The 19105-nt window shown below is 69.6% G+C and carries 18 protein-coding genes; 7 read left to right on the top strand and 11 right to left on the bottom strand.

Annotated features, from left to right (window positions below):
• Positions 1-33 precede the first annotated feature (33 nt).
• The 3 genes from AC3WQR_RS28160 to AC3WQR_RS28170 all read left to right on the top strand — a co-directional run bounded on the left by AC3WQR_RS28160 (position 34) and on the right by AC3WQR_RS28170 (position 3514).
• The gene (locus AC3WQR_RS28160) at positions 34-846 is read left to right on the top strand and encodes an SDR family NAD(P)-dependent oxidoreductase (protein WP_492745173.1); all 813 of its coding nucleotides are present in this window, start codon (positions 34-36) and stop codon (positions 844-846) included.
• A gap of 113 nt (positions 847-959) precedes the next feature.
• Positions 960-1673 carry a response regulator transcription factor gene (locus tag AC3WQR_RS28165; protein ID WP_062474925.1) on the top strand — a complete coding sequence of 238 codons (714 nt, stop codon included), beginning with the start codon at positions 960-962 and terminating at the stop codon, positions 1671-1673.
• On the top strand, positions 1583-3514 hold the full coding sequence (locus AC3WQR_RS28170; protein ID WP_157627365.1) for a sensor histidine kinase: 1932 nt from the start codon (positions 1583-1585) through the stop codon (positions 3512-3514). Before AC3WQR_RS28165 ends, AC3WQR_RS28170 begins: the two co-directional genes overlap by 91 nt.
• On the opposite strand, the gene azu is transcribed toward AC3WQR_RS28170, so the two are convergent.
• The 3 genes from azu to AC3WQR_RS28185 all read right to left on the bottom strand — a co-directional run bounded on the left by azu (position 3507) and on the right by AC3WQR_RS28185 (position 7393).
• The gene (gene azu / locus AC3WQR_RS28175; protein WP_492745177.1) at positions 3507-3959 is read right to left on the bottom strand and encodes an azurin; all 453 of its coding nucleotides are present in this window, start codon (positions 3957-3959) and stop codon (positions 3507-3509) included. The two genes, AC3WQR_RS28170 and azu, sit on opposite strands and share 8 nt — an antisense overlap.
• A 100-nt stretch (positions 3960-4059) precedes the next feature.
• A complete protein-coding gene (locus AC3WQR_RS28180) occupies positions 4060-6408 on the bottom strand; it encodes a cytochrome P450/oxidoreductase (protein WP_492745179.1) in 2349 nt (782 codons plus the stop codon).
• A 10-nt stretch (positions 6409-6418) separates the two neighbouring features.
• Positions 6419-7393: a Bug family tripartite tricarboxylate transporter substrate binding protein gene (locus tag AC3WQR_RS28185; RefSeq protein WP_492745181.1), complete on the bottom strand. Its 975-nt coding sequence runs from the start codon at positions 7391-7393 to the stop codon at positions 6419-6421.
• A gap of 112 nt (positions 7394-7505) precedes the next feature.
• Here AC3WQR_RS28185 and AC3WQR_RS28190 point away from each other — a divergent pair, with 112 nt between their 5' ends.
• Positions 7506-8315 carry an IclR family transcriptional regulator gene (locus AC3WQR_RS28190; RefSeq protein WP_062474916.1) on the top strand — a complete coding sequence of 270 codons (810 nt, stop codon included), beginning with the start codon at positions 7506-7508 and terminating at the stop codon, positions 8313-8315.
• A gap of 10 nt (positions 8316-8325) precedes the next feature.
• Here AC3WQR_RS28190 and AC3WQR_RS28195 read toward each other — a convergent pair whose 3' ends face one another.
• Positions 8326-9150 (bottom strand): undecaprenyl-diphosphate phosphatase, encoded by an 825-nt coding sequence (locus AC3WQR_RS28195; RefSeq protein WP_492745183.1) that lies wholly within the window; start codon positions 9148-9150, stop codon positions 8326-8328.
• A 182-nt stretch (positions 9151-9332) separates the two neighbouring features.
• On the opposite strand from AC3WQR_RS28195, the gene AC3WQR_RS28200 reads away from it, so the two are divergent.
• On the top strand, positions 9333-10190 hold the full coding sequence (locus tag AC3WQR_RS28200; RefSeq protein WP_492745185.1) for a hypothetical protein: 858 nt from the start codon (positions 9333-9335) through the stop codon (positions 10188-10190).
• Here the strand turns inward: AC3WQR_RS28200 and AC3WQR_RS28205 are convergent.
• Genes AC3WQR_RS28205 through AC3WQR_RS28215 form a run of 3 tightly spaced genes read right to left on the bottom strand, consistent with a single transcriptional unit; the run spans position 10182 to position 13137 of the window.
• A complete protein-coding gene (locus tag AC3WQR_RS28205) occupies positions 10182-10826 on the bottom strand; it encodes an aspartate/glutamate racemase family protein (protein ID WP_489058310.1) in 645 nt (214 codons plus the stop codon). The two genes, AC3WQR_RS28200 and AC3WQR_RS28205, sit on opposite strands and share 9 nt — an antisense overlap.
• A 14-nt stretch (positions 10827-10840) precedes the next feature.
• Complete coding sequence (locus AC3WQR_RS28210; protein ID WP_492745187.1) at positions 10841-11758, bottom strand: transporter substrate-binding domain-containing protein; 918 nt, start codon at positions 11756-11758, stop codon at positions 10841-10843.
• 44 nt (positions 11759-11802) lie between these two features.
• Positions 11803-13137: an aspartate aminotransferase family protein gene (locus tag AC3WQR_RS28215; RefSeq protein ID WP_492745189.1), complete on the bottom strand. Its 1335-nt coding sequence runs from the start codon at positions 13135-13137 to the stop codon at positions 11803-11805.
• 140 nt (positions 13138-13277) lie between these two features.
• On the opposite strand from AC3WQR_RS28215, the gene AC3WQR_RS28220 reads away from it, so the two are divergent.
• Positions 13278-14144 (top strand): MurR/RpiR family transcriptional regulator, encoded by an 867-nt coding sequence (locus AC3WQR_RS28220; protein ID WP_095746150.1) that lies wholly within the window; start codon positions 13278-13280, stop codon positions 14142-14144.
• Here AC3WQR_RS28220 and AC3WQR_RS28225 read toward each other — a convergent pair whose 3' ends face one another.
• From AC3WQR_RS28225 to AC3WQR_RS28240, 4 genes are all read right to left on the bottom strand, one after another.
• Positions 14145-14876 (bottom strand): GntR family transcriptional regulator, encoded by a 732-nt coding sequence (locus AC3WQR_RS28225; protein ID WP_492745191.1) that lies wholly within the window; start codon positions 14874-14876, stop codon positions 14145-14147. It lies immediately after the preceding gene.
• Between the two features lie 164 nt (positions 14877-15040).
• Positions 15041-15505, bottom strand: a complete 465-nt coding sequence (locus AC3WQR_RS28230) for a (2Fe-2S)-binding protein (RefSeq protein ID WP_307637588.1) — start codon at positions 15503-15505, stop codon at positions 15041-15043.
• A 28-nt stretch (positions 15506-15533) separates the two neighbouring features.
• Complete coding sequence (locus AC3WQR_RS28235; RefSeq protein WP_492745193.1) at positions 15534-17813, bottom strand: xanthine dehydrogenase family protein molybdopterin-binding subunit; 2280 nt, start codon at positions 17811-17813, stop codon at positions 15534-15536.
• A gap of 50 nt (positions 17814-17863) precedes the next feature.
• On the bottom strand, positions 17864-18448 hold the full coding sequence (locus AC3WQR_RS28240; protein WP_369646350.1) for a TetR/AcrR family transcriptional regulator: 585 nt from the start codon (positions 18446-18448) through the stop codon (positions 17864-17866).
• A gap of 169 nt (positions 18449-18617) precedes the next feature.
• Between AC3WQR_RS28240 and AC3WQR_RS28245 the strand changes: the two genes are divergently transcribed.
• Positions 18618-18983, top strand: coding sequence for an SPW repeat protein (locus AC3WQR_RS28245; protein ID WP_062474873.1), 366 nt, complete (start codon positions 18618-18620; stop codon positions 18981-18983).
• Positions 18984-19105: the final 122 nt, after the last annotated feature.

A 19105-nucleotide genomic window follows, 5' to 3' on the forward strand; every position in this document is an offset into this window, starting at 1 on the left:
GCGGGTCGCCATTCACGCCAAGGAGAAGCTCTCATGCCCTCGAATGCCCTGTCTTTGAAAGACCGCTGCGCCGTGATCCACGGCGGCAGCGGTGCCCTCGGCGGCGCCGTCGCCCGCGCCTTTGCACGCGAAGGCGCCCGCGTGTTCATCACCGGCCGCAGCCGCGACAAGCTCGATTCGGTCGTGCGAGACATCACCGCCGCCGGCGGCCGTGCGCAGGCCGCGGTGGTCGATGCGCTGGACGAAGCCGCGATGCTGCGCCACGCAGCCGAAGTGGCCGAGCAGGCCGGCGGCATCGACCTCGCGTTCAACGCGGTCGGCGTCTTCCATGTGCAGGGCCGGCCACTGGCCGAGCTGTCGCTGGAAGACTTCTTCCTCCCCATCCACGCCTACACGCGCAGCAACTTCCTCACCGCCAAGGCCGTGGCACCGCACATGGCGGCGCGCGGCGGCGGCGTGATCCTGTCGGTGTCGACGCCCGCCTCGCGCCTACCCGGCCCCGGGTACCTCGGACATGCCGTGGCCTGCGCCGGCGTGGAGGGGCTCGCGCGCCACATGGCGGGCGAGCTGGCGGCCTTTCGCATCCGCACGGCCTGCATCCGCTCGCACGCGATTCCCGAGGCGGTGGCCGCGGGCTCGCACAGCGGCGAGGTATTTCGCCCGGCAGCCGAGCGCATGGGCCTCACGGTCGAACAGATGCTGGCCGCGCGGCCCGAGGGGCTGCTGGTCGAACGCCTGCCCTCGCTGGAGCAGCTCGCGGGCACCGCGCTGTTCCTGGCCTCGCCGCTGGCCGGGGCCATCACGGGCGCAATAGTCAACCTGAGCGGAGGGGTCATCCTCGATTAGGGTTGCGGTCGCTTTGAATTAACATCAAGATACAAATAGGAACTTTAGAAACAGTCGTTTCATTTAAGAAAAAACGTTGCACCACGTACACCACGGCTCAAAAATGTCGTCCTATGTCTGCCCCTCTCCTGGAAGACGTTGAAGTGGTCTCGCTGAGCCCCGCGCTGGTGGTCGAAGACGATCCGGCGATGCGCGAGCGCCTGGCGTACGTGCTGTCGACGCTCGGATGCGACGAGCCCCAGATCGCCTGGGCCGACAGCCTGACCTCGGCCCGCTCGCTGCTGGAGCAGCAGCATTTCGGCGTGGCGCTGATCGACATCGGCCTGCCCGACGGCAGCGGCGTCGACCTGATCGAGTGGATGCACGTGCACCACCGGCTGGTGCCCGCCGTGGTGATCTCGGCCTGGCGCACCGAGGCCGTGATCTTCGCGGCGCTGCGCGCCGGCGCCATCGGCTACCTGCTGAAGGAACGCGACGACCTCGAACTCAGCATCGCGCTGCGCAGCATCGAGCAAGGCGGCGCACCGATCGACCCGGCCATCGCCCGTCGCATCCTCGGCTGGGTCGCGACCCAGCTGCCCGGCCTGCCCTCGCCACCCGACGACCCGTCGCTGACGCCCGCCACCACGCCCGTCATGCTGACGCCGCGCGAGCGCAAAATCCTCGAGCTCGTGTCGCAAGGGATGAGCAACCGCGACATGGCGGAGGCGCTGTCGATCTCCAGACTCACCGTGGAATGCCACACCAAGAACATCTACCGCAAGCTGGCCGTCAACTCGCGCACCGAGGCGGTCTACCAGGGCCGAAGGCAGGGCTTGCTGCGCTGAGGTTCCTTGCGGGCCTCCTGCTGTGGGCCCTGTGGCTGCTGCTCTCGTCGGGCAGCGCACACGCACAAACACCGGTGGTTCCCGAACTTCGCGCCGAAGCCGCACGCGGCACCGGCTGGGACGACACGACCCCGCCCTCCGACGGCTGGACGCCCGTCGCCCTGCCCGACAGCTGGGCCACGCGCTGGCCCGGTTTCGACGGCGTGGTCTGGTACCGGCTGACCTGGGAGCAGCCCGCACCCGTGACCGAAACCGGGCTGCTGCTGCACTACCTGAACATGGCCGGCGAGGTCTCGCTCAACGGTACGACGATCTGGCGCGACCGCAGCCTGATCGAGCCGCTCACGCGCGCATGGAACTCGCCGCGCTACTGGCTGCTGGACGCGCCGCAGTTGCGCGCCGGCACCAACACGCTGCTCGTGCGCGTGTCGGGCCTGTCGGCCTACCAGGCCGGGCTGGGCCCGGTGAGCCTGGGCGCGCCCGCGCTCATGCAGGCCGAGTTCGGCCGCGAGCAGCTCATGCGGCGCGACCTGCAGGTGTTCGGCCTGGCGACCAGCGCGGCGGTGTCGGCCTTCTTCGCGGCGTGGTGGCTGCTGCGCCGGCGCGAGACGGCCTACGGCTGGTTCGCGGCGATGTCGGTGCTGTGGCTGCTGTTCGGCTACAACCAGATCGCCACCAGCCCGTGGCCCTTTGCCAGCAACCACAGTTGGCAGGCGCTGAACACCTCGCTGTTGCTGTTCTTCAGCGTGTCGTACGGCGTGTTCGTGCTGCGCTTTGCCGGGCGGCGCCTGCCGCGCCTGGAGATTGCGGCGTTCGCGGTGGCGGCCGTGGGCGTGCTCGACCTGTGGTTCGCGGGCACCGCCAACCTGCCCACCCACCGCGCGATCTGGACGCTGGTGGGCGGCCTCACGATCATCGTGGTGAACAGCAGCGGCATCTTCCACGCGCTGCGCCACCGGGGCAGCCCGATGCGTTCGCTCGCGCCGTTCATGGCGGTGTCGGCGCTCACGGGCGCGCACGACCTGCTGGTGTTCACGCAGGTGATCGACAGCAACATCTACTACACGACCATGTCCTCGTACGTGCTGCTCTTGGGCATGGCGCTGACGCAGGCCGGGCGCTTCGTGCAGAGCCTGCGGCGCATCGAGAACTTCAACACCGAGCTGATCGAGGAAGTGAACGCCGCCAAGGCCGAGCTCGCGTCCACGCTCGCGCAGCAGCACGCGCTGGAGCTCGCGCACGCGCGCATCGGCGAGCGCGTGGCCCTGGTGAGCGACCTGCACGACGGCCTGGGCGGCATGCTGGTGGGCAGCATCGCGACGCTGGAGCGCACGCCCGAGCACCTCAGCGCGCCGCAGCTGCTGGCGATGCTCAAGAGCCTGCGCGACGACCTGCGGCTGATCATCGACGCCACCGGCCGCGACGACGGCGCGCGTGCGCTCGGCGAGCTGCTGGCGCCGCTGCGCTACCGCAGCGCGCAGCTGCTGGACGCGAACGGCATCGACTGCCGCTGGAAGGTCTCGGGCATCGACACGCTCGAACTCGCGCCCTCGCAGAGCCTGGACCTGATGCGCTTCCTGCAGGAGGCGCTGACCAACGTGCTCAAGCACAGCGCGGGCCGGCGCGTGGACGTGACGGTGGCGCGCGCGGGCGCCGAACTGCAGCTCAGCGTGCGCGACGACGGCCGGGGCTTCGCGGTGGACGGCGTGAGCGGCGGCGCGGGGTTGCGCAACCTGCGGGCGCGGGCACGCCGCCTGGGCGCGCAGCTGCAGCTGCAGTCGCGCCCCGGCGAGACGCAGGTGGTGCTGCGGATGCCTCTGGGCGGTGCGGCGGTTACTTGACCAGCGCCAGCGTGCCCTTCATGAGCGACGCGTGCCCCGGGAACGAGCAGAACCACGCATAGCTGTCTCCCGCCTTGAGCTTGCTCACGTCGAAGCTCACGGCATCGACCTCGCCGCCGCCGATGACCTTCGAATGCGCGATGACGCGGGCATCGCCCGGCTTCACGTAGGCCTTGTCCAGCCCCGCGCCGATGCCGTCCGCCGCCACGCCTTGCGCGTCGGCGGCCTTGCTCAGCACCCAGTTGTGGCCCATCGCGGCCTTGGGCATCTTGCCGACGTGCTTGAGCTTCACGGTGAACTGCTTGCAGCTGGCCGGCACGGCGATGGCGGTCTTATTGAACTGCATCGCGTCGTTGCCTTCGATCTCGATGTCGCAGGTGGCGGCCAGCACGGGGCCGGCGAGCAGCGCCGTGAAAAGCAGGGCCGCGGTGGTTCTCGTCTTCATCACATGGTTCTTTCGGTGAGGTGCCGATTCGGCACGCCCCACTGTGCGGTGGGCGTGCTGCGGAACACTTGCGATAGATCAATGCGCGTGGAGAAAGGCCTCAGAGTTCGAGCACCAACCGTCCTTCGCAGGCGCGAGAGCAGCAGGCCATCATCTTGGTGTTCGCATCGCGCTCGCTGCGCGTGAGCACCACGTCGCGGTGATCGACCTTGCCGGCCAGCACGCGCACTTCGCAGGAACCGCACAGGCCTTCCTCGCAGTCGCTCTGCACATCGACGTTGGCTGCGCGCAGGGCCGTCAGCAAGGTCTGGTCGGGCGGCACGGTGATGACGAGGCCGGAGTCTTTCAGCTCCACCTCGAAGGCGTGTTCCTTCGACGGGTCGAGCGTGGCCAGCGTCGATTCGAAATGCTCCACGCGCAAGGCGCCCTCGGGCCACGCGGCGCAGCAGTCTTCGAGCGCTTCGAGCATGCGCAGCGGGCCGCAGGCGTACACCTGCGCGCCGGGCACGGGCGTGGCCAGCAGCGCGCGCAGGTCGTTGCGCCGGCCTTCGTCGGCCGCGTGCACATGCAGGCGCTCGCCGTGCAGCGCGGCCAGCTCGTCGACGAAGGCCATGCTCGCGCGGCTGCGGCCGCTGTAGTGCAGTTCGTAGTCCATGCCCAGCGCCTTGGCGCGCCGCGCCATCGCGCTCACGGGCGTGATGCCGATGCCACCGGCGATGAAGATCGCCTTCGGCAGCGACTCGTCGAGCCGGAAGTGATTGCGTGGCCCGCGGATGCGCAGGCGGTCGCCCGCCTTCACGTTCGCATGCACCCAGGCCGAACCGCCACGGCCTTCGGGCTCGTGCAGCACGGCGATCTCCAGCGCGTGGGCTTCGTCGGGGTCGCCGCACAGCGAGTACTGGCGCGACAGCTCGGGCGTGCCGCATTCGACGTCGATGTGCGAACCCGGCGTCCAGCGCGGCAGCGGCTTGCCGTCGGGCGACACCAGGCGCAGCCGCACGATGCCGTCGGCCACCGGCGTCACGCGCTCGACCACCACGGGCCGCGCGATGGCATGCGCCGACGGCTCGCCGATGCGCACGGGCACCTGCACGTCGCGCAGGCCGGCATCGGCGCGCTCGGGGTTGGCGCGCGCGTCCCACTCGACCCACAGGTGCTCGGGCCCACGGAACGAGGTGTTGGGCACGTAGCTGAAGCGTTGCTCCGACAGGCGCATGTGCGGCAGCCGGCGCGTGAACTCCTCCAGGAAGATCTGCATCTCCATGCGCGCCAGGTTCTTGCCCATGCACTGGTGCGAGCCGTAGCCGAAGGTCAGGTGGTCGCTGGCGTTGTCGCGGCGGATGTCGAACAGGTCGGCATCGGCGAAGTGGCCTTCGTCGTGGTTGGCCGACGAGGTGACGATCAGCAGGCGCGAGCCCGCCGGCAGGTCGACGCCGCCGACCTGCGTGTCTTTGGTGACAAGCCGGCGCCAGGCGGCCACCGAGCCGTTGTGGCGCAGGCACTCTTCCACCGCGTTGGGAATGAGGCCCGGGTCGTCGCACAGCTCCTGCCACACCTGCGGATGCTGCAGCAGCAGCTTCACGGCGTTGGCGGTGGCGTTGGCGGTGGTCTCGTGCGCGGCCACGATGCCGGCCATCATCATCGAGTGCAGGTACGAGTCGGTGACGACCTCGGGGTGCTGCATCTGCTTGCGGATGCCGTACTGCATCCAGCCGGGTGCGTCGGGGTCCTGGCGCATCTTGTCGAGCACCTTGCCGGCGTACTGCCAGAAGTTGCCGACGGCGTGCGCCACGGCCACCTGCTCTTCGGGCTTGGGGCGGCCCCAGGTGTTGACGGTGTGCGCGATGGAGTATTTGCGCAGCGTGTCCATGTCTTCCTCGGGCACGCCGAGAAAGTGCAGCGCCACGGTGAGCGGGATTTCCCACAGCATCTGGTCGACGAGGTCGGCGCGGCCGTCGTCGATGAAGCGGTCGACATAGCTGCGCGCGAGTTCGCGCACCAGCGGCTCGTGGTGCTTCAGCGCCTCGGGCGTGAACGGGTCCATGAGCGCGCGGCGGCGCGGCATGTGGGCCGGCTCGTCCTCGTTCACCAGCGTGCGGTTGAGCGCAAAGCCGTAGCTTGCGAGCACGGCGTTGGCTTCTTCGCCGGTGGGCGTGATCTTCTCCAGCGCGTTCGACGGGCTGAAGGTGAGGTTGTCGCGGAACACCGCCTTGATGTCGTCGTAGCGCGTGATCACCCAGTAGCCCAGCTTGGGGCTGTAGAAGATCGGCTCCTGCTCGCGGGCCCAGCGCACGTACTCGGGCGGGTCTTGCTGGTAGCCGTCCTCGAAGGGATCGAACTCGGCGGCGCGCTGGCTCACGGGGCAGCCGGTGGGCGTGCGCTCGGCGGAGAGCGCCCCGTGCGCGACGGGGCAACCGGAGGTGCGCGAAGGCATGGCGGTATCGGACATGGCAGCAGACTCAGTCGAGCGTGATCTTCAGGTCGCGGATCAGCTTGTGCCAGCGCGCGGTCTCGGCCTTGAGCAGCTCGGTGTACTGCGCGGGCGTGTTGCCCACGGGCTCGACGCCGAAGTCGACCATGCGCTTGTTCACCGAGGGCTCGTGGATGGCGGCCACCAGCTGGCGGTTGAGCGTGTTCACCACGTCGGCCGGCGTGGCCGCGGGCACCACCACGCCGACCAGCGCGGCGGCCTCGACGTTCTTGTAGCCGAGCTCGGCGAAGGTGGGCACGTCGGGCAGTTGCGGCAGGCGCGTGGGGTTGGCCACGGCCAGCGCGCGCACCTTGCCGCCCTTGATGAAGCCGGCGCCGGCGGCCATGTCGACCATCATGGCCGGCAGCTGCCCGCCGACCACGTCGGCCAGCGCGGGCGCCGCGCCGCGGTACGGCACGTGGACCATGAAGAGCTTGGCCTCGACCTTCAGCAGTTCCATCGCCAGGTGGTGCGGACTGCCCGCGCCGGCCGAGGCGTAGTTGATGCCGCCCGGCTTGGCCTTGGCCTGCGCGATGAAGTCCTTGGCGGTGGCAAAGCCCGAGTTGGCGCCGACCACCAGGATCATCGGGAACTTGCCCATCAGCGTGACGGGCGTCAGGTCCTTGGTGGGGCTGTAGCTCAGCGACTTGTACAGCGCCGGGTTGAACACCAGCGTGCCGTTGTCGGCCGAGAGCACGGTGTAGCCGTCGGCCGGGGCGCGCGCGGTTTCGGCGGCGGCCAGCGCGGTGTTGCCACCCGGCTTGTTATCTACCAGCACGGGTTGGCCGACCTGTGTCGACAGCGTCTGGGCGACGGTGCGTGCGAGGAAGTCGGAGCCGCCGCCGGCCGCATAAGGCACGAGCCAGCGGATGGGCTTGGCCGGAAAGGCGGTCTGGGCGCTGGCGGCGGTGGCCAGGGCAGCGAGGGACAGGACCGCAAGGCCGCGGGCGAAGTGCATCTTCATCGGGTGTCTCCGGAGTGGATATTGTGTATTGCGTAATTATCATACGCATTGCGTAATCACTGATCCGCGGGTTTACCCGGCCACCTGGGCCGCCACCTAAGATGCCGACGACATGACCTCCCCCGCCGAAGCTCCCTCTTCTCCTCCCCGCGAGCGCCGCCAGCGCGTGCAGTCCGCCGAGACCGGCATGGCCGTGCTCAAGGGCCTGGCGCACCTGGGCGGGCGCAGCAGCCTCACGGCCCTGGCCACCCACGTGGGCGAGAGCCCGGCCAAGGTGCACCGCTACCTCGCGAGCCTGATGGAAGAAAGCCTGGTGCGCCAGGACACCGCCTCGCAGCACTACTACCTGGGGCCCGAGGCGATCCAGATCGGCCTGGCCGCCATGCGCCAGGCCGACCCGATCCGCGCGGCCGAGCCCTGCCTGATCCGCCTGCGCGAATCGCTGGAGGTGACCTGCTTCGTCGCCGTGATGGGCAACAAGGGCCCGACCATCGTGCGCTTCGAGGAGCCGGGCCTGCCGGTGACGGTGAACGTGCGCGCCGGCTCGGTGATGTCGATGCTGTGGTCGGCCACCGGGCGCGCCTTCCTGGGCCTGCTCGACGAGTCGCGCGTGGTGGCGCTGGCCGAGCAGGAACTGGCCGACGCCACCGAGGACATGCGCGCGCTGCTCGATGCCGACGACCCCATCGGCGCGCTGCGCCGCGAGGTGCAGCAGGCGCACTGCGCCATCGTGCGGGACACCTACCTGCGCGGCATCAGCGCCGTGGCGGCGCCGGTGTACGACTACGCGGGAAGGGTGTGCGCCGTGATCACCGCGCTGGGCGCCACGGGCGGGTTCGATCCGTCGATCGACGGGCCGATCGCCATCGCCGTGCGGCGGGAGGCGAAGGCCGCCGGCGCGCTGCTGGGCGCGGCGGCCTGAGGCTGCTGGCTTATTCCGCCCAGACGACTGCGCCGGTCCACGCCGTGGCCAGCACCACGATCCCGAAGGCGATGCGATACCAGGCGAACGGAATGAAGTTGTGGGTGCTGATGTACTTCAGCAGCCAGCGCACGCACAGCCATGCGCTGATGAACGAGAAGGCCAGCCCCACCGTGAACAGCGGAATGTCGGCCACCGACAGCAGCGCGCGCTCCTTGTAGAGGCTGTAGGCGCCCGCGCCGATCAGCGTCGGAATCGCCAGGAAGAACGAGAAATCGGTGGCTGCCTGGCGCGACAGGCCCAGCAGCATGCCGCCGATGATGGTCGAGCCGCTGCGGCTGGTGCCGGGGATCATCGCGAAGCACTGCACCAGGCCGACCTTGAGCGCGTCCCAGGGCGTCATGTCGTCCACGTGCTCGACGCGCACCGAACCGGGCGGGCGCTTCTCGGCCCACAGGATGATGAAGCCGCCGATGATGAAGGTGCTCGCCACCACGGTCGGGATGAACAGGTGCGCCTTGATCATCTTGCCGAACAGCAGGCCCAGCACCACCGCGGGCAAAAAACCGATGAGGATGTTCAGCGCCAGCCGGCGCGCCTTGGGCTGGCGCGGCAGCGCCACCACGGTCGAATGGATCTTCTGCCAGTAGACCAGGATCACCGCGAAGATCGCGCCGGTCTGGATGGCGATGTCGAACACCTTGGCCTTGGCGTCGTCGAAGCCCAGCAGCGAGCCCGCAAGAATGAGGTGGCCGGTCGACGAGATCGGCAGGAATTCGGTCAGACCCTCCACGATGCCCATGACAGCGGCCTTGGCCAGCAAAACGATATCCACGCGTACTCCTTGAAAGACCGGCAATTATGGCGAGGCCATCGGTCAGGCCCTGTTCAGGCGCCGTTCCGCCGGTGGAACACAAGGCAGCCCGCCCACGGAAATACCTAGTTCAGGTGATGTTCGACCTCGGCGCGTTAATACATATTGATAACAGTTATTCATCTGCGCCCGAAGGAGCATCCATGTCAACGTTCACCACCGGGAGTGAACTCGAGGACTGCGTCGCAGAAGAACGCCCCTCGACGCTCGACGACCATGTCGAAGACCGTCTCAAGAGCCCCTGCCAGCTGGAGCGGGAGCAGTGCCACGGCATGCTGCGCGTGGCCGAAGCCACCGGCGCCTCGGCCCACGAGCTGCGCCAGCTGACGCAGCGCCTGGCCGACATCGACCACTGCGGCGCCAGCGCCTGCATCGTCGCGCAAGGCCATGTGGAGGCCGACCGCATGGCCTCCGGCCTGCAGGCCGACGCCGCCTTGTGCATCGACTTCCGACTGCTGGAGCCGCTGGGCCCGGCCCACGACAAGAAATGGTTTGCGCGCTGGAAGTTCTGGAGCTTCCTGCTCGGCGCGGCCGGCCCGGTGGCCGCGCTCACGCTGCAGGGCCTGGCGCTGCGCCCGAGCGAGCCGCACGACGCGCACGCCGACCTGGTCGCCAAGTCGCGCAAGGTGCTCGAAAGCTGGCGCCGCACCTCCGACACCCTCTTCTGGCACGCGGTGGAAGACTACGTGCGCCAGCAGGCCTTCTCGCTCGAAACGCAGGCCTACCTGATGCACTGCGTGGCGTCGGTCTTCGCCGCCGAGGCGCCCATGCGCTCCAACGCCGAGCGCGAACGGCTGGCCGCCGTGCTCACCGACACCTACTGCGACGCACTCGGCACGGCGGCGACCATGCCCTCGTCGGACATCTACCGCCGCCTGGCACAGGGCCTGGAAACCGACAGCGGCAACGCCGGCCCGGGCCGCCCGCTCGCGCGCGGCGAGGCGGCGCAGGTGGCGATGACCACGCTGGTCACGGTCGTCGGCAACGGCGGCTCACACTGAAGCGCGACGGCGCAACGCGCGCACCGCGCTGTCGACCGTCGTCAGCACCGGCAGGCCGCTGGCCGCCTCGCAGGCGCCACGCGCGCGCGCCATGCTGAACTGAGCCAGGGCAATGCGCGTGCATCCGCGCGCACGCAGCGCCGCGGCCTGTTCGGCGATGAGCGCATCGTGGCGCTGCGTGTCGCCCGCATCGAGCGCGGCCAGCGCGCCCTCGGCCAGCGCGAGTTCGAGCGCCATGCCCGCAGGAAACTCCGGCGGCATCGATTCCAGCGTGCGCGCGAAAGTCGCGATCAGGCCCAGCCGGCCTTCGCCCTGGACGGCCTCTTCGATCATGGCCTCGTTGGGCTTGAGCACCGGAATGCCCGCGTGCCGCTGCGCCACCGCCTCGATGCACGGCCCGAAGGCCGAGCACGTGAAGAGAATGCCGCGCGCGCCCGTGTCCACCGCGTACTGCGCCAGGCGCTGGAAGCGCTCGTGCATCGCCGCGTCGAGCCCCTTGCCGTCGCGCGCGAGGTCGGCCGAGAGGCTGTCGTCCAGCAGGTTCATGCGCACGGCCTCGGGCCAGTCGCGTGCGAAGGCTTCGTTGATGGGGGCGACGGAATGCGAGAGCGCGTGGATGAGGGCGATGCGTGTCATGAAGTCAGGTGAGATCAGATGCCCTTGGACGACGGGTTGGCAAAGGCCTCCTTCGTCTCGGCATTGAGCGGGTAGTTGATGTTGATGCCCTTGGGCGGAATCGGCGACATGAACCACTTGCTGTAGAGCTTTTCCATCTCGCCGGACTTCATCATGCCCGACACCACGCGGTCCACCAGCGCCTTGAAGGCCGGATCGTCCTTGCGGAACATCAGCGACTGGTTCTCGGTGCGCAGGCTCTCGCCGGTGATGACGAAATCCTTCGGATTTCGCGCGTTGGCGATCTGGCCCGCCAGCAGGATGTCGTCCAGCACGAAGGCCTGCGCGCGGCCGCTCTCGACCAGCAGGAACGAGTCGGTGTGGTCCTTGCCCGAGAGCTGGTTCACCTCGAGGCTGCGGCCCTTGTCGGCCGCGCGCAGCAGGCGGAACGACGTGGTGCCGGCGGTGGTGACCACCGTCTTGCCCTGCAGGTCGGCGATGCTCTTGATGCCCGAATCGGCCTTCACCAAGGTGCGCACGTTGTAGCGGAAGATGTCCGGCGAAAAGGCCACCTGCGACTGGCGCTCGACCAGGTTGGTGGTGGAGCCGCACTCGATGTCCACCGTGCCGTTCTGCACCAGCGGGATGCGGTTGGCCGAGGTCACGGCCTGGTACTTGACCTCGACGGCCGGCAGCTTCAGCTCGGTCTTCACCGCGTCGACGATGCGGTTGCAGATCTCGATGCTGTAGCCCACGGGCTTGAGGTTGGCGTCCAGGTACGAGAAGCCGAACGAGGCCTCGCGGTAGCCGAAGGTGATGGCGCCGCTGGCCTTGATCTTGGCGAGCGTTTCGTTGGCGGGCTGCGCCTGTGCGGGAGCGGTCGGTGCCAGGGCGGCAAGGGCCAGCGCGAAGGCGGCGGCGGCGATGGAAAGCGACGGGCGAAGCTGGGGCATGGAACGCTCCTCGGAACGGCGGTTGAAGAAAAAGGGGCGGTGGCTCAGCGCGTCGCGCCGCGCGTGACCGCGTCGACCGAGGCGGCGAGCCGCGCGACGATCTCCTGCAGGTGATCGCGCGTCGCGATGTACGGCGGCGCCAGCAGCACGTGGTCGCCCTGGCGGCCGTCGACCGTGCCGCCGAAGGGGTAGCACAGCAGGCCGCGCGCCATCGCGTCTTTCTTGAGGCGCGCGTTGACGGCCAGGGCCGGATCGAAGGGCTTCTTGCTCGCGCGGTCGACCACCAGCTCGACGCCCCAGAAGAAGCCGCGTCCGCGAATGTCGCCCACGTGCGGGTGCTCGCCCAGCGCCTCGGCCAGCATCGCGCCGAAGGCGACGCCGTCGTCGCGCACCTTGGCGACCAGGCCGTCACGGCGGATCACCTGCTGCACCGCGAGCGCCGCCGCGCAGGCCATCGGGTGGCCCAGGTAGGTGTGGCCGTGCTGGAAGAAGCCGCTGCCCTTGGACATGGCCTCGACGATGCGGCGCTGCGCGAGCACCGCGCCGATCGGCTGGTAGCCGCCGCCCAGGCCCTTGGCGATGGTCATCAGGTCGGGCACCACGCCCTCCTGCTCGCAGGCGTGCAGCGAGCCGGTGCGGCCCATGCCGCACATCACCTCGTCGAGGATCAGCAGCACGCCGTACTTGTCGCAGACCTCACGCACAGCCTTGAAATAGCCCGGCACCGGCGTGAGCACGCCGGCGGTGGCACCGCCCACGGTCTCGGCCACGAAGGCGATCACGCGGTCAGCACCCTGCGCGACGATGGCCGCTTCCAGCTCATCTGCCAGGCGCAGGCCGTACTGCTCGGCGCTCTCGTCGGCACGCTGCTCGCGGTACGGGTAGCACGGCGCGACGTGCGTGGCCGGCACGAGGATCGGCGCGAAGGGCTCGCGCCGCCAGGCGTTGCCGCCCACCGCGAGCGCGCCCAGCGTGTTGCCGTGGTAGCTCTGGCGGCGCGCGATGAAGTGCGTGCGCTGCGGCTGGCCGATCTCCACGAAGTACTGGCGCGCCATCTTCAGCGCCGACTCCACCGCCTCGGAACCGCCGCTCACGAGGTACACGTGGCTCATGCCTTCGGGGGCGCCGTCAATGAGTTCGTCGGCCAGCTGCTCGGCCACCTCGCTCGTGAAGAAGCTGGTGTGGGCGTAGGCCAGTGTGTCGATCTGCGCGTGCATGGCGGCCATCACCTCGGGATGGCCGTGGCCGAGCGAAGACACGGCCGCGCCGCCCGAGGCATCGAGGTATTCGCGCCCTTCGGCGTCGCGGATGAACATGCCCTGCGCGCTGGCGGCAACGGGCGGGGTCTGGCGAAGGTGGCGGTGGAAGACGCGCGTCATGGCGGGAGGAAAGCGGGGGGCCTGTGTTTGGAACTAACGTTTCGTTCAAATTATTGTTTGGAACATTTGTTCCGTCAACTCCCGGGATTTCCCTGCTCCGGTACATTCGTTCCAGACACCGAGAGAAAAGAGACACCGCCATGGGCGCCAAAGAACTGATCCGCCAGCGTTTCAACGAACTGAGCCCCGCCCTGCAGCAGGTGGCGCGCTACGTGCTCGACCACCCGAACGAAGTGGTCACGGGCTCGATGCGCAACGTCGGCACGCGCGCGCAGAGCACGCCGGCCACGCTGGTGCGCTTCGCCCAGCACCTGGGCTTCGAGGGCTGGCCGCAGCTGAAGGAGGCCTTCGCCGCCGACATGGGCCTGGGCACCGAGACCTACGGCGGGCGCGCCAAGCAGCTGGTGGGCCGCGTCGCCGACCAGGGCCTGGCGGGCGAGATGTTCGAGGTGCAGCGGCGCAACCTGGAGCTCACGCACCAGCAGAGCGGGCCGGCGCTGCTCAAGGCCTGCGCGCTGCTGGAGAAGGCGCCGGCCGTGCACGCGGCGGGCTTTCGCGCCTGCTTTCCGATCGCCTTCTCGTTCGTGTACGTGTACCGGCTCTTTCGCACCAGCGTGCACCTGGTGGACGGCCAGGGCGGCTCGCTCGAGATGCAGCAGCGCGCCTTCGCCAAGGGCGACGCGCTGGTGGTGGCGAGCTTTGCGCCCTACTCGCGCGAAGCCTTGCAGGTGGCCGAGGCCGCGAAGGCGGCCGGTTGCCGCATCGTGGCGATCACCGACAGCGTGACCTCGCCGCTGTCGCTGCTGGCGGACGAGACGCTGCTCTTCACCATCCACAGCCCCTCGTTCTTCCCGTCGGTGGCGGCCGGCGTGGCCGTGACGGAAGCGCTGGTCGAGTTGCTGGCGAGCCGCGCGGGCAAGCCGGTGATCCGGCGCATCGACCAGGCCGAGGCGCAGCTGTTCGAGTCGGGGGCCTACCTCATGGCGCCGGTGGCGCGCGGCGGCTGATCAGGCGAGTGCGCGGGTGCGGCCGGCGCTCTGGCGCAGGTAGAGCACCAGCAGGTCGCGGTTGGCGTTGATGTGCTCGCGCATGGCGGCTTCGGCGCCCGCCGCTTCCTGCCGGCCGAGCGCCTCGACGATGCAGCGGTGCTCTTCCAGCGCCTGCAGGGCCTGGCCGTGCCGGTACATCAGCATGGCGGCGTCGTGCTTGTGCGGGCGCGAGCGGCTGTCGAAGATCACCGGCAGCTGGCAGGCGCGCTGCACGGCCTCGCTGAGCCAGCGGTTGTCGGCCAGCGACAGCAGCTTGAGGTGAAAAGCCTGGTTCAGGTCCTGCCACAGGTCGGCCCGCTCGTCGGTCCATTCGCCGTGCTCGTGCAGCAGCGCGTGCTGTTCGTCGACCATGGCCGTGAGTTCGGCCAGCGCCTCGCTGCCCAGGCCGCGCTCGCTGAGCAGGCGGCAGCCCATGCCTTCGAGCGTGGCGCGCACGCTGAAGGCGTCGAACACGTCCTTGGCGTCGAAACGGCGCACCTGGAAACCCCGCTGCGGGTGGTAGACCAGCAACCCTTCGTCGGCCAGCCGCGCCATGGCGCCGCGCACAGGGGTGCGCGACACGCCAAGCTCATTGGCGAGCGAAATCTCCATCAGGTGGGCGCCGGGGGCGATCGCACCGTCGAAGATGCGGGTGCGCAGCGTGTCGGCCACGGACAGAACGCGCGTCCGCGAGGGATCTGGGGGGGTCATCGAAAGTCGGAAACAGGGGACGGCCGGAAGCGGGCCGCGCGGATGGTACGGCGGCGTATCGAAGCTTCATATCCCCAATTTCCGTAAAAATACCGTTCTGGCGACTTTTTCGAGAATTACGGAAAAATTATTAACTTCTGTAAACAACCACCCCGGTTTCTGCGTTACCGCCCCGCTGTTTCTGCCGCCAGGTGGATCGCGGCGCGAATCCGGGGGTAGGTGCCGCAGCGGCAGATGTTGCCGCGCATGGCGTCCGAGACCTGGTCGTCGCTGGGTTTGGGCGTGGTTTTGAGCAGCGCGCAGGCCGACATGAGCTGGCCGCTCTGGCAGTAACCGCACTGCACCACGTCGACCTCGGTCCAGGCCGCGCGCAGGGCGTCGGCCTCCCGGCCCTTCAGGCCCTCGATGGTGGTGACTTCGCGCCCGCCCACGGCCTCCAGCGGGGTGACGCAGGAGCGCACGGCCTGGCCGTCCAGGTGCACGGTGCAGGCGCCGCACAGCGCCTTGCCGCAGCCGAACTTGGTGCCGACGAGCTTCATCTCGCCGCGCAGCACCCATAGCAGCGGGGTGTCGGGCTCGGCGCTCACGGTGGCGGTCTGGCCGTTGATCTTCAGCGTGGTGGTGGTCATGGGGTGTCTTTCTTGCTGTTCCGGGAGATCAGGCCAGCCGCAGAGGCAGGCTGCGCAGGCGCTGGCCGGTCAGCGCGAACACGGCGTTGGCCACGGCGGGCGCGATGGGCGGCGTGCCGGGCTCGCCCACCCCGCCGGGCGGCACCTCGGCGCCGGTGCCGGCGAGGATGTCGACCTCGATGGCCGGGCACTCGTCGATGCGCAGCGGCGTGTAGTCGTGGAAGTTGCTCTGCTGCACCTGGCCGCGCGCCACGGTGATCTCGCCGCGCAGCGCCGCCGACAGGCCGAACACGATGCCGCCTTCCATCTGCTGGCGGATCAGGTTGGGGTTGACCGGCAGGCCGCAGTCGATCACGCACACCACGCGGTGCACGCGGATCTGCCGCTCGGGCGTCACCGACACCTCGGCCACCTGCGCCACGATGCTGCCGAAGGCGCGGTGGATGGCCACGCCGCGTGCGCGCTTCGTGCCGTCGGGCCCGTCGGCCAGCGGCTCGCCCCACTTCGAGAGTTCGGCCACGCGCTTGAGCACCGCCAGGTGGCGCGCGTCCTTGGCGAGCAGGCCGGCGCGGAAGGCGACCGGGTCCTTGCCGGCGGCGACGGCGCATTCGTCGATGAAGCTCTCGACGAAGAAGCCGTTCTGCGAATGCGCCACCGAGCGCCAGATGCCGGTGGTGACGGCCGATTCGACCGGCACGTGCGCCACGCGGGCCTGCGGGAAGTCGTAGGCGGTGTTCCAGGCGCCGTCGGTCGAGTTGTCCATGAACGACGGCGCACCCAGGCTGGAGCCGGCGCTGGTGGTCTGCCACGCGACCAGCGCGCCCGCCGCGTCGAAGCCGGCCTTGCACAGCGCCACGTAGGCGGGGCGGTAGAAGTCGTGCGTCATGTCTTCCTCGCGCGACCAGATCAGTTGCACCGGCGCGCCGCCGGCCTCGCGCGCGAGCTGCGCAGCCTGCACCAGGAAGTCGATGAAGTAGCGCCGCCCGAAGCCGCCGCCCAGGTAGGTCACGTGCAGCGTGACCCTCTCGGCGTCGATGCCCAGCGCCTTGGCGACCGCGGCGCGCGCGAAGCCCGGCGCCTGCGTGGGCGCCCAGACGGTGGCGGCGCCGTCCTTGAACTGCACGGTGCAGTTCATCGGCTCCATGGTGGCGTGCGCCAGGAAGGGCACGCGGTACTCGACCTCGATCGTGCGCGCGGCGGACTTCAGCGCCGCCGCCACGCCGCCGGTATCCAGGCGCGCATTGCCCGCATCGGCGTCGAGCGTGCGCGCGAGGCGGTCGATCATCTCGGCGCTCGACAGGCTCGCGGCCGGGCCGTGGTCCCAGTCGATGTCGACCTGCTTCAGCGCGCGCATCGCGTGGTACGGCGTGTCGGCGATCACGGCCACACCGCCCGCCGTGCTGCCGGTGCCCACGAGGCTCGCGGCCACCGGTTCCAGCGCCATCACCTTGCGCACGCCGGGCAGCGCCTCGGCGGCCTTCGCATCGAAGCGCGCGACGCGGCCGGCCAGCGTCGGGCACATGGCGATGCTGGCGTACAGCAGGCCCGGCGGCAGCACGTCGATGCCGTAGGTGGCGGTGCCATTGAGCTTGCCGGCGTTGTCGATGCGCCGCTGCGGCTGGCCGATGACGCGGAAGTCGGCTTGTGCCTTGAGCTTCACCGCCGTGGGCAGCGGCTGCTGCGCGGCCTTTGCCGCGAGTTCGCCGAAGCGCGCGCTGCGGTTGGAGGCCGGGTGCAGCACGCGGCCGGCCTCGGTGCGGCATTCGCTGGCGGGCACCTGCCACTGCGCCGCCGCCGCGCCCACCAGCATGAGCCGCGCCGAGGCGCCGGCCTCGCGCACCGGGCCCCACTGATCGGTGACGCTCGACGAGCCGCCCGTGCCCGAAAGCCCCGGGATCGTGCGCAGCAGCTTGCCCACGACCTGGTGCGCCGCGCGCTTGCCGAAGCCCTCGTCGCCGGGCCTGAAGGGCAGCGCGTCGAGGATCATGGCCTGGTTGTTGTAGATGGCGTCGAAGCCGGCCTGCTCGAGCCGCACCTGCGACATCGAAGCGTCCATTTCTTCGGCCAGCAGCATCGCCAGGCCGGTGTGGGTGCCCTGCCCCATTTCCGACTGCGTCATCACCAGCGTGACGGTGTCGTCGCTGCCCACCTTGACCCAGCCGTTGAGCGCGACCTGCCCGTTGCCCGCCGGCAGTGGCGCACCGGGCACGAGGCGCGAAGCCGCCGGCGTGGCGGCCCAGCCGACGACCAGGGCGCCGGCGGCGCCGAGGGTGCCGAGCACGAAGTGGCGGCGTTTGAGTTGGGGCATGGCGTGGTCTTTCTTCGGTGGGGTCTTGTCGTTCAGAGGTGCAGTCGTCCTCAGGGCGGCACGGCAATGCCTTGCCAGAAGATCTCGAAACCGGCTTCGGCGTAGTCGAAGGCCGGTTCGGCGTCGCCGGCCTGCGCGATGTAGCCGACGGTGGTCTCGGCCATCGCCGTGAGCATCGCGCCCAGGAATTCCATCGGTCGCTCGACGACCAGCCCGCGCCGCATGCACTCCTGCGCCACCGCTTCCAGGCGCGCGAACGGCGCCATGCCGGCGGCGCGGCTCTCGTCGCTCAGTTCGTCGGAGACCTTGAGCTGCGCCAGCACGCGCAGCTTGCCGGGGTGCGCCACGCCCCAGCGCACGTAGCGGTCCCAGATGTGGTGGAACTGGGTGCGCGGGTCGGCCGCCTCGGGCCAGTCGGCCAGCATCACGCCGGCCAGCTCGGTCTTCAGCGCGCGGTACAGCGCGTCGGTCAGCAGCGCCTTGCTCGCGAAGTAGGTGAACAACGTGCCCTCGGCCACGCCCGCGGTGCGCGAGATCGCCGAGGTCGGCGTGGCCCACACGCCGCGCCGGCCGAACTCGACCAGCGCCGCCTCGAGGATGGCGTTGTGCTTGTCTGCGCTGCGGGGCCTGGCCATGCGTCGACGGTCTCCATCGTTCGTTTAGTTGAGTGCGCACTCAAGTATAGGAAGGCGGCGCCGATCCGCAAGCCCCGCGCGGCTCGCGCCATGCCGCATGGCGGAACCACGGCGCGGCGCGGCAGTCCAACCAGTGTCGTGGCGTCGTGCTGCGACAGGAGGTACGACCATGAAGCATGTGAAGCATTGGCAGGACCCCGTCAACGCCGTCGCCGGCGTGTGGCTGATCGTCTCGCCATGGGTACTGGGCTTTCAGGGCAATTCGCTCGCCATGTGGACCATGGTGGCGACCGGCATCGTGCTGGGCGCCGTGGCCTTGGGCGCGACCTTCGTGCCGCACCAGTGGGAAGAGTGGACCGAAGTGGCGCTGGCAGCCTGGCTGGCGGTGTCGCCCTGGTTGCTCGACTTCCGCATGGTCGAGCCGGCGCTGGTCAATGCAGTCCTCGTGGCTGCGGTGATCATGGTGCTCGCCCTCTGGGTCCTGGTGACAGACAAGGACTACCTGGGCGAGGCCCTCGACCGACCAGCGCACTGATGGGGAGAGAGCGATAGTGCGAGCGCCCAGCGGTGACCACCGCCGCGAAGCGACGACGCCCGGTCCGGTGTTCGCGCCGGTCGGGCCGACGGGCCAGGCAGGTTCCCATGCCCGCCCGCGAC

This window comes from Variovorax sp. FW305-3-2-15-B-LB1 (assembly GCF_058787635.1).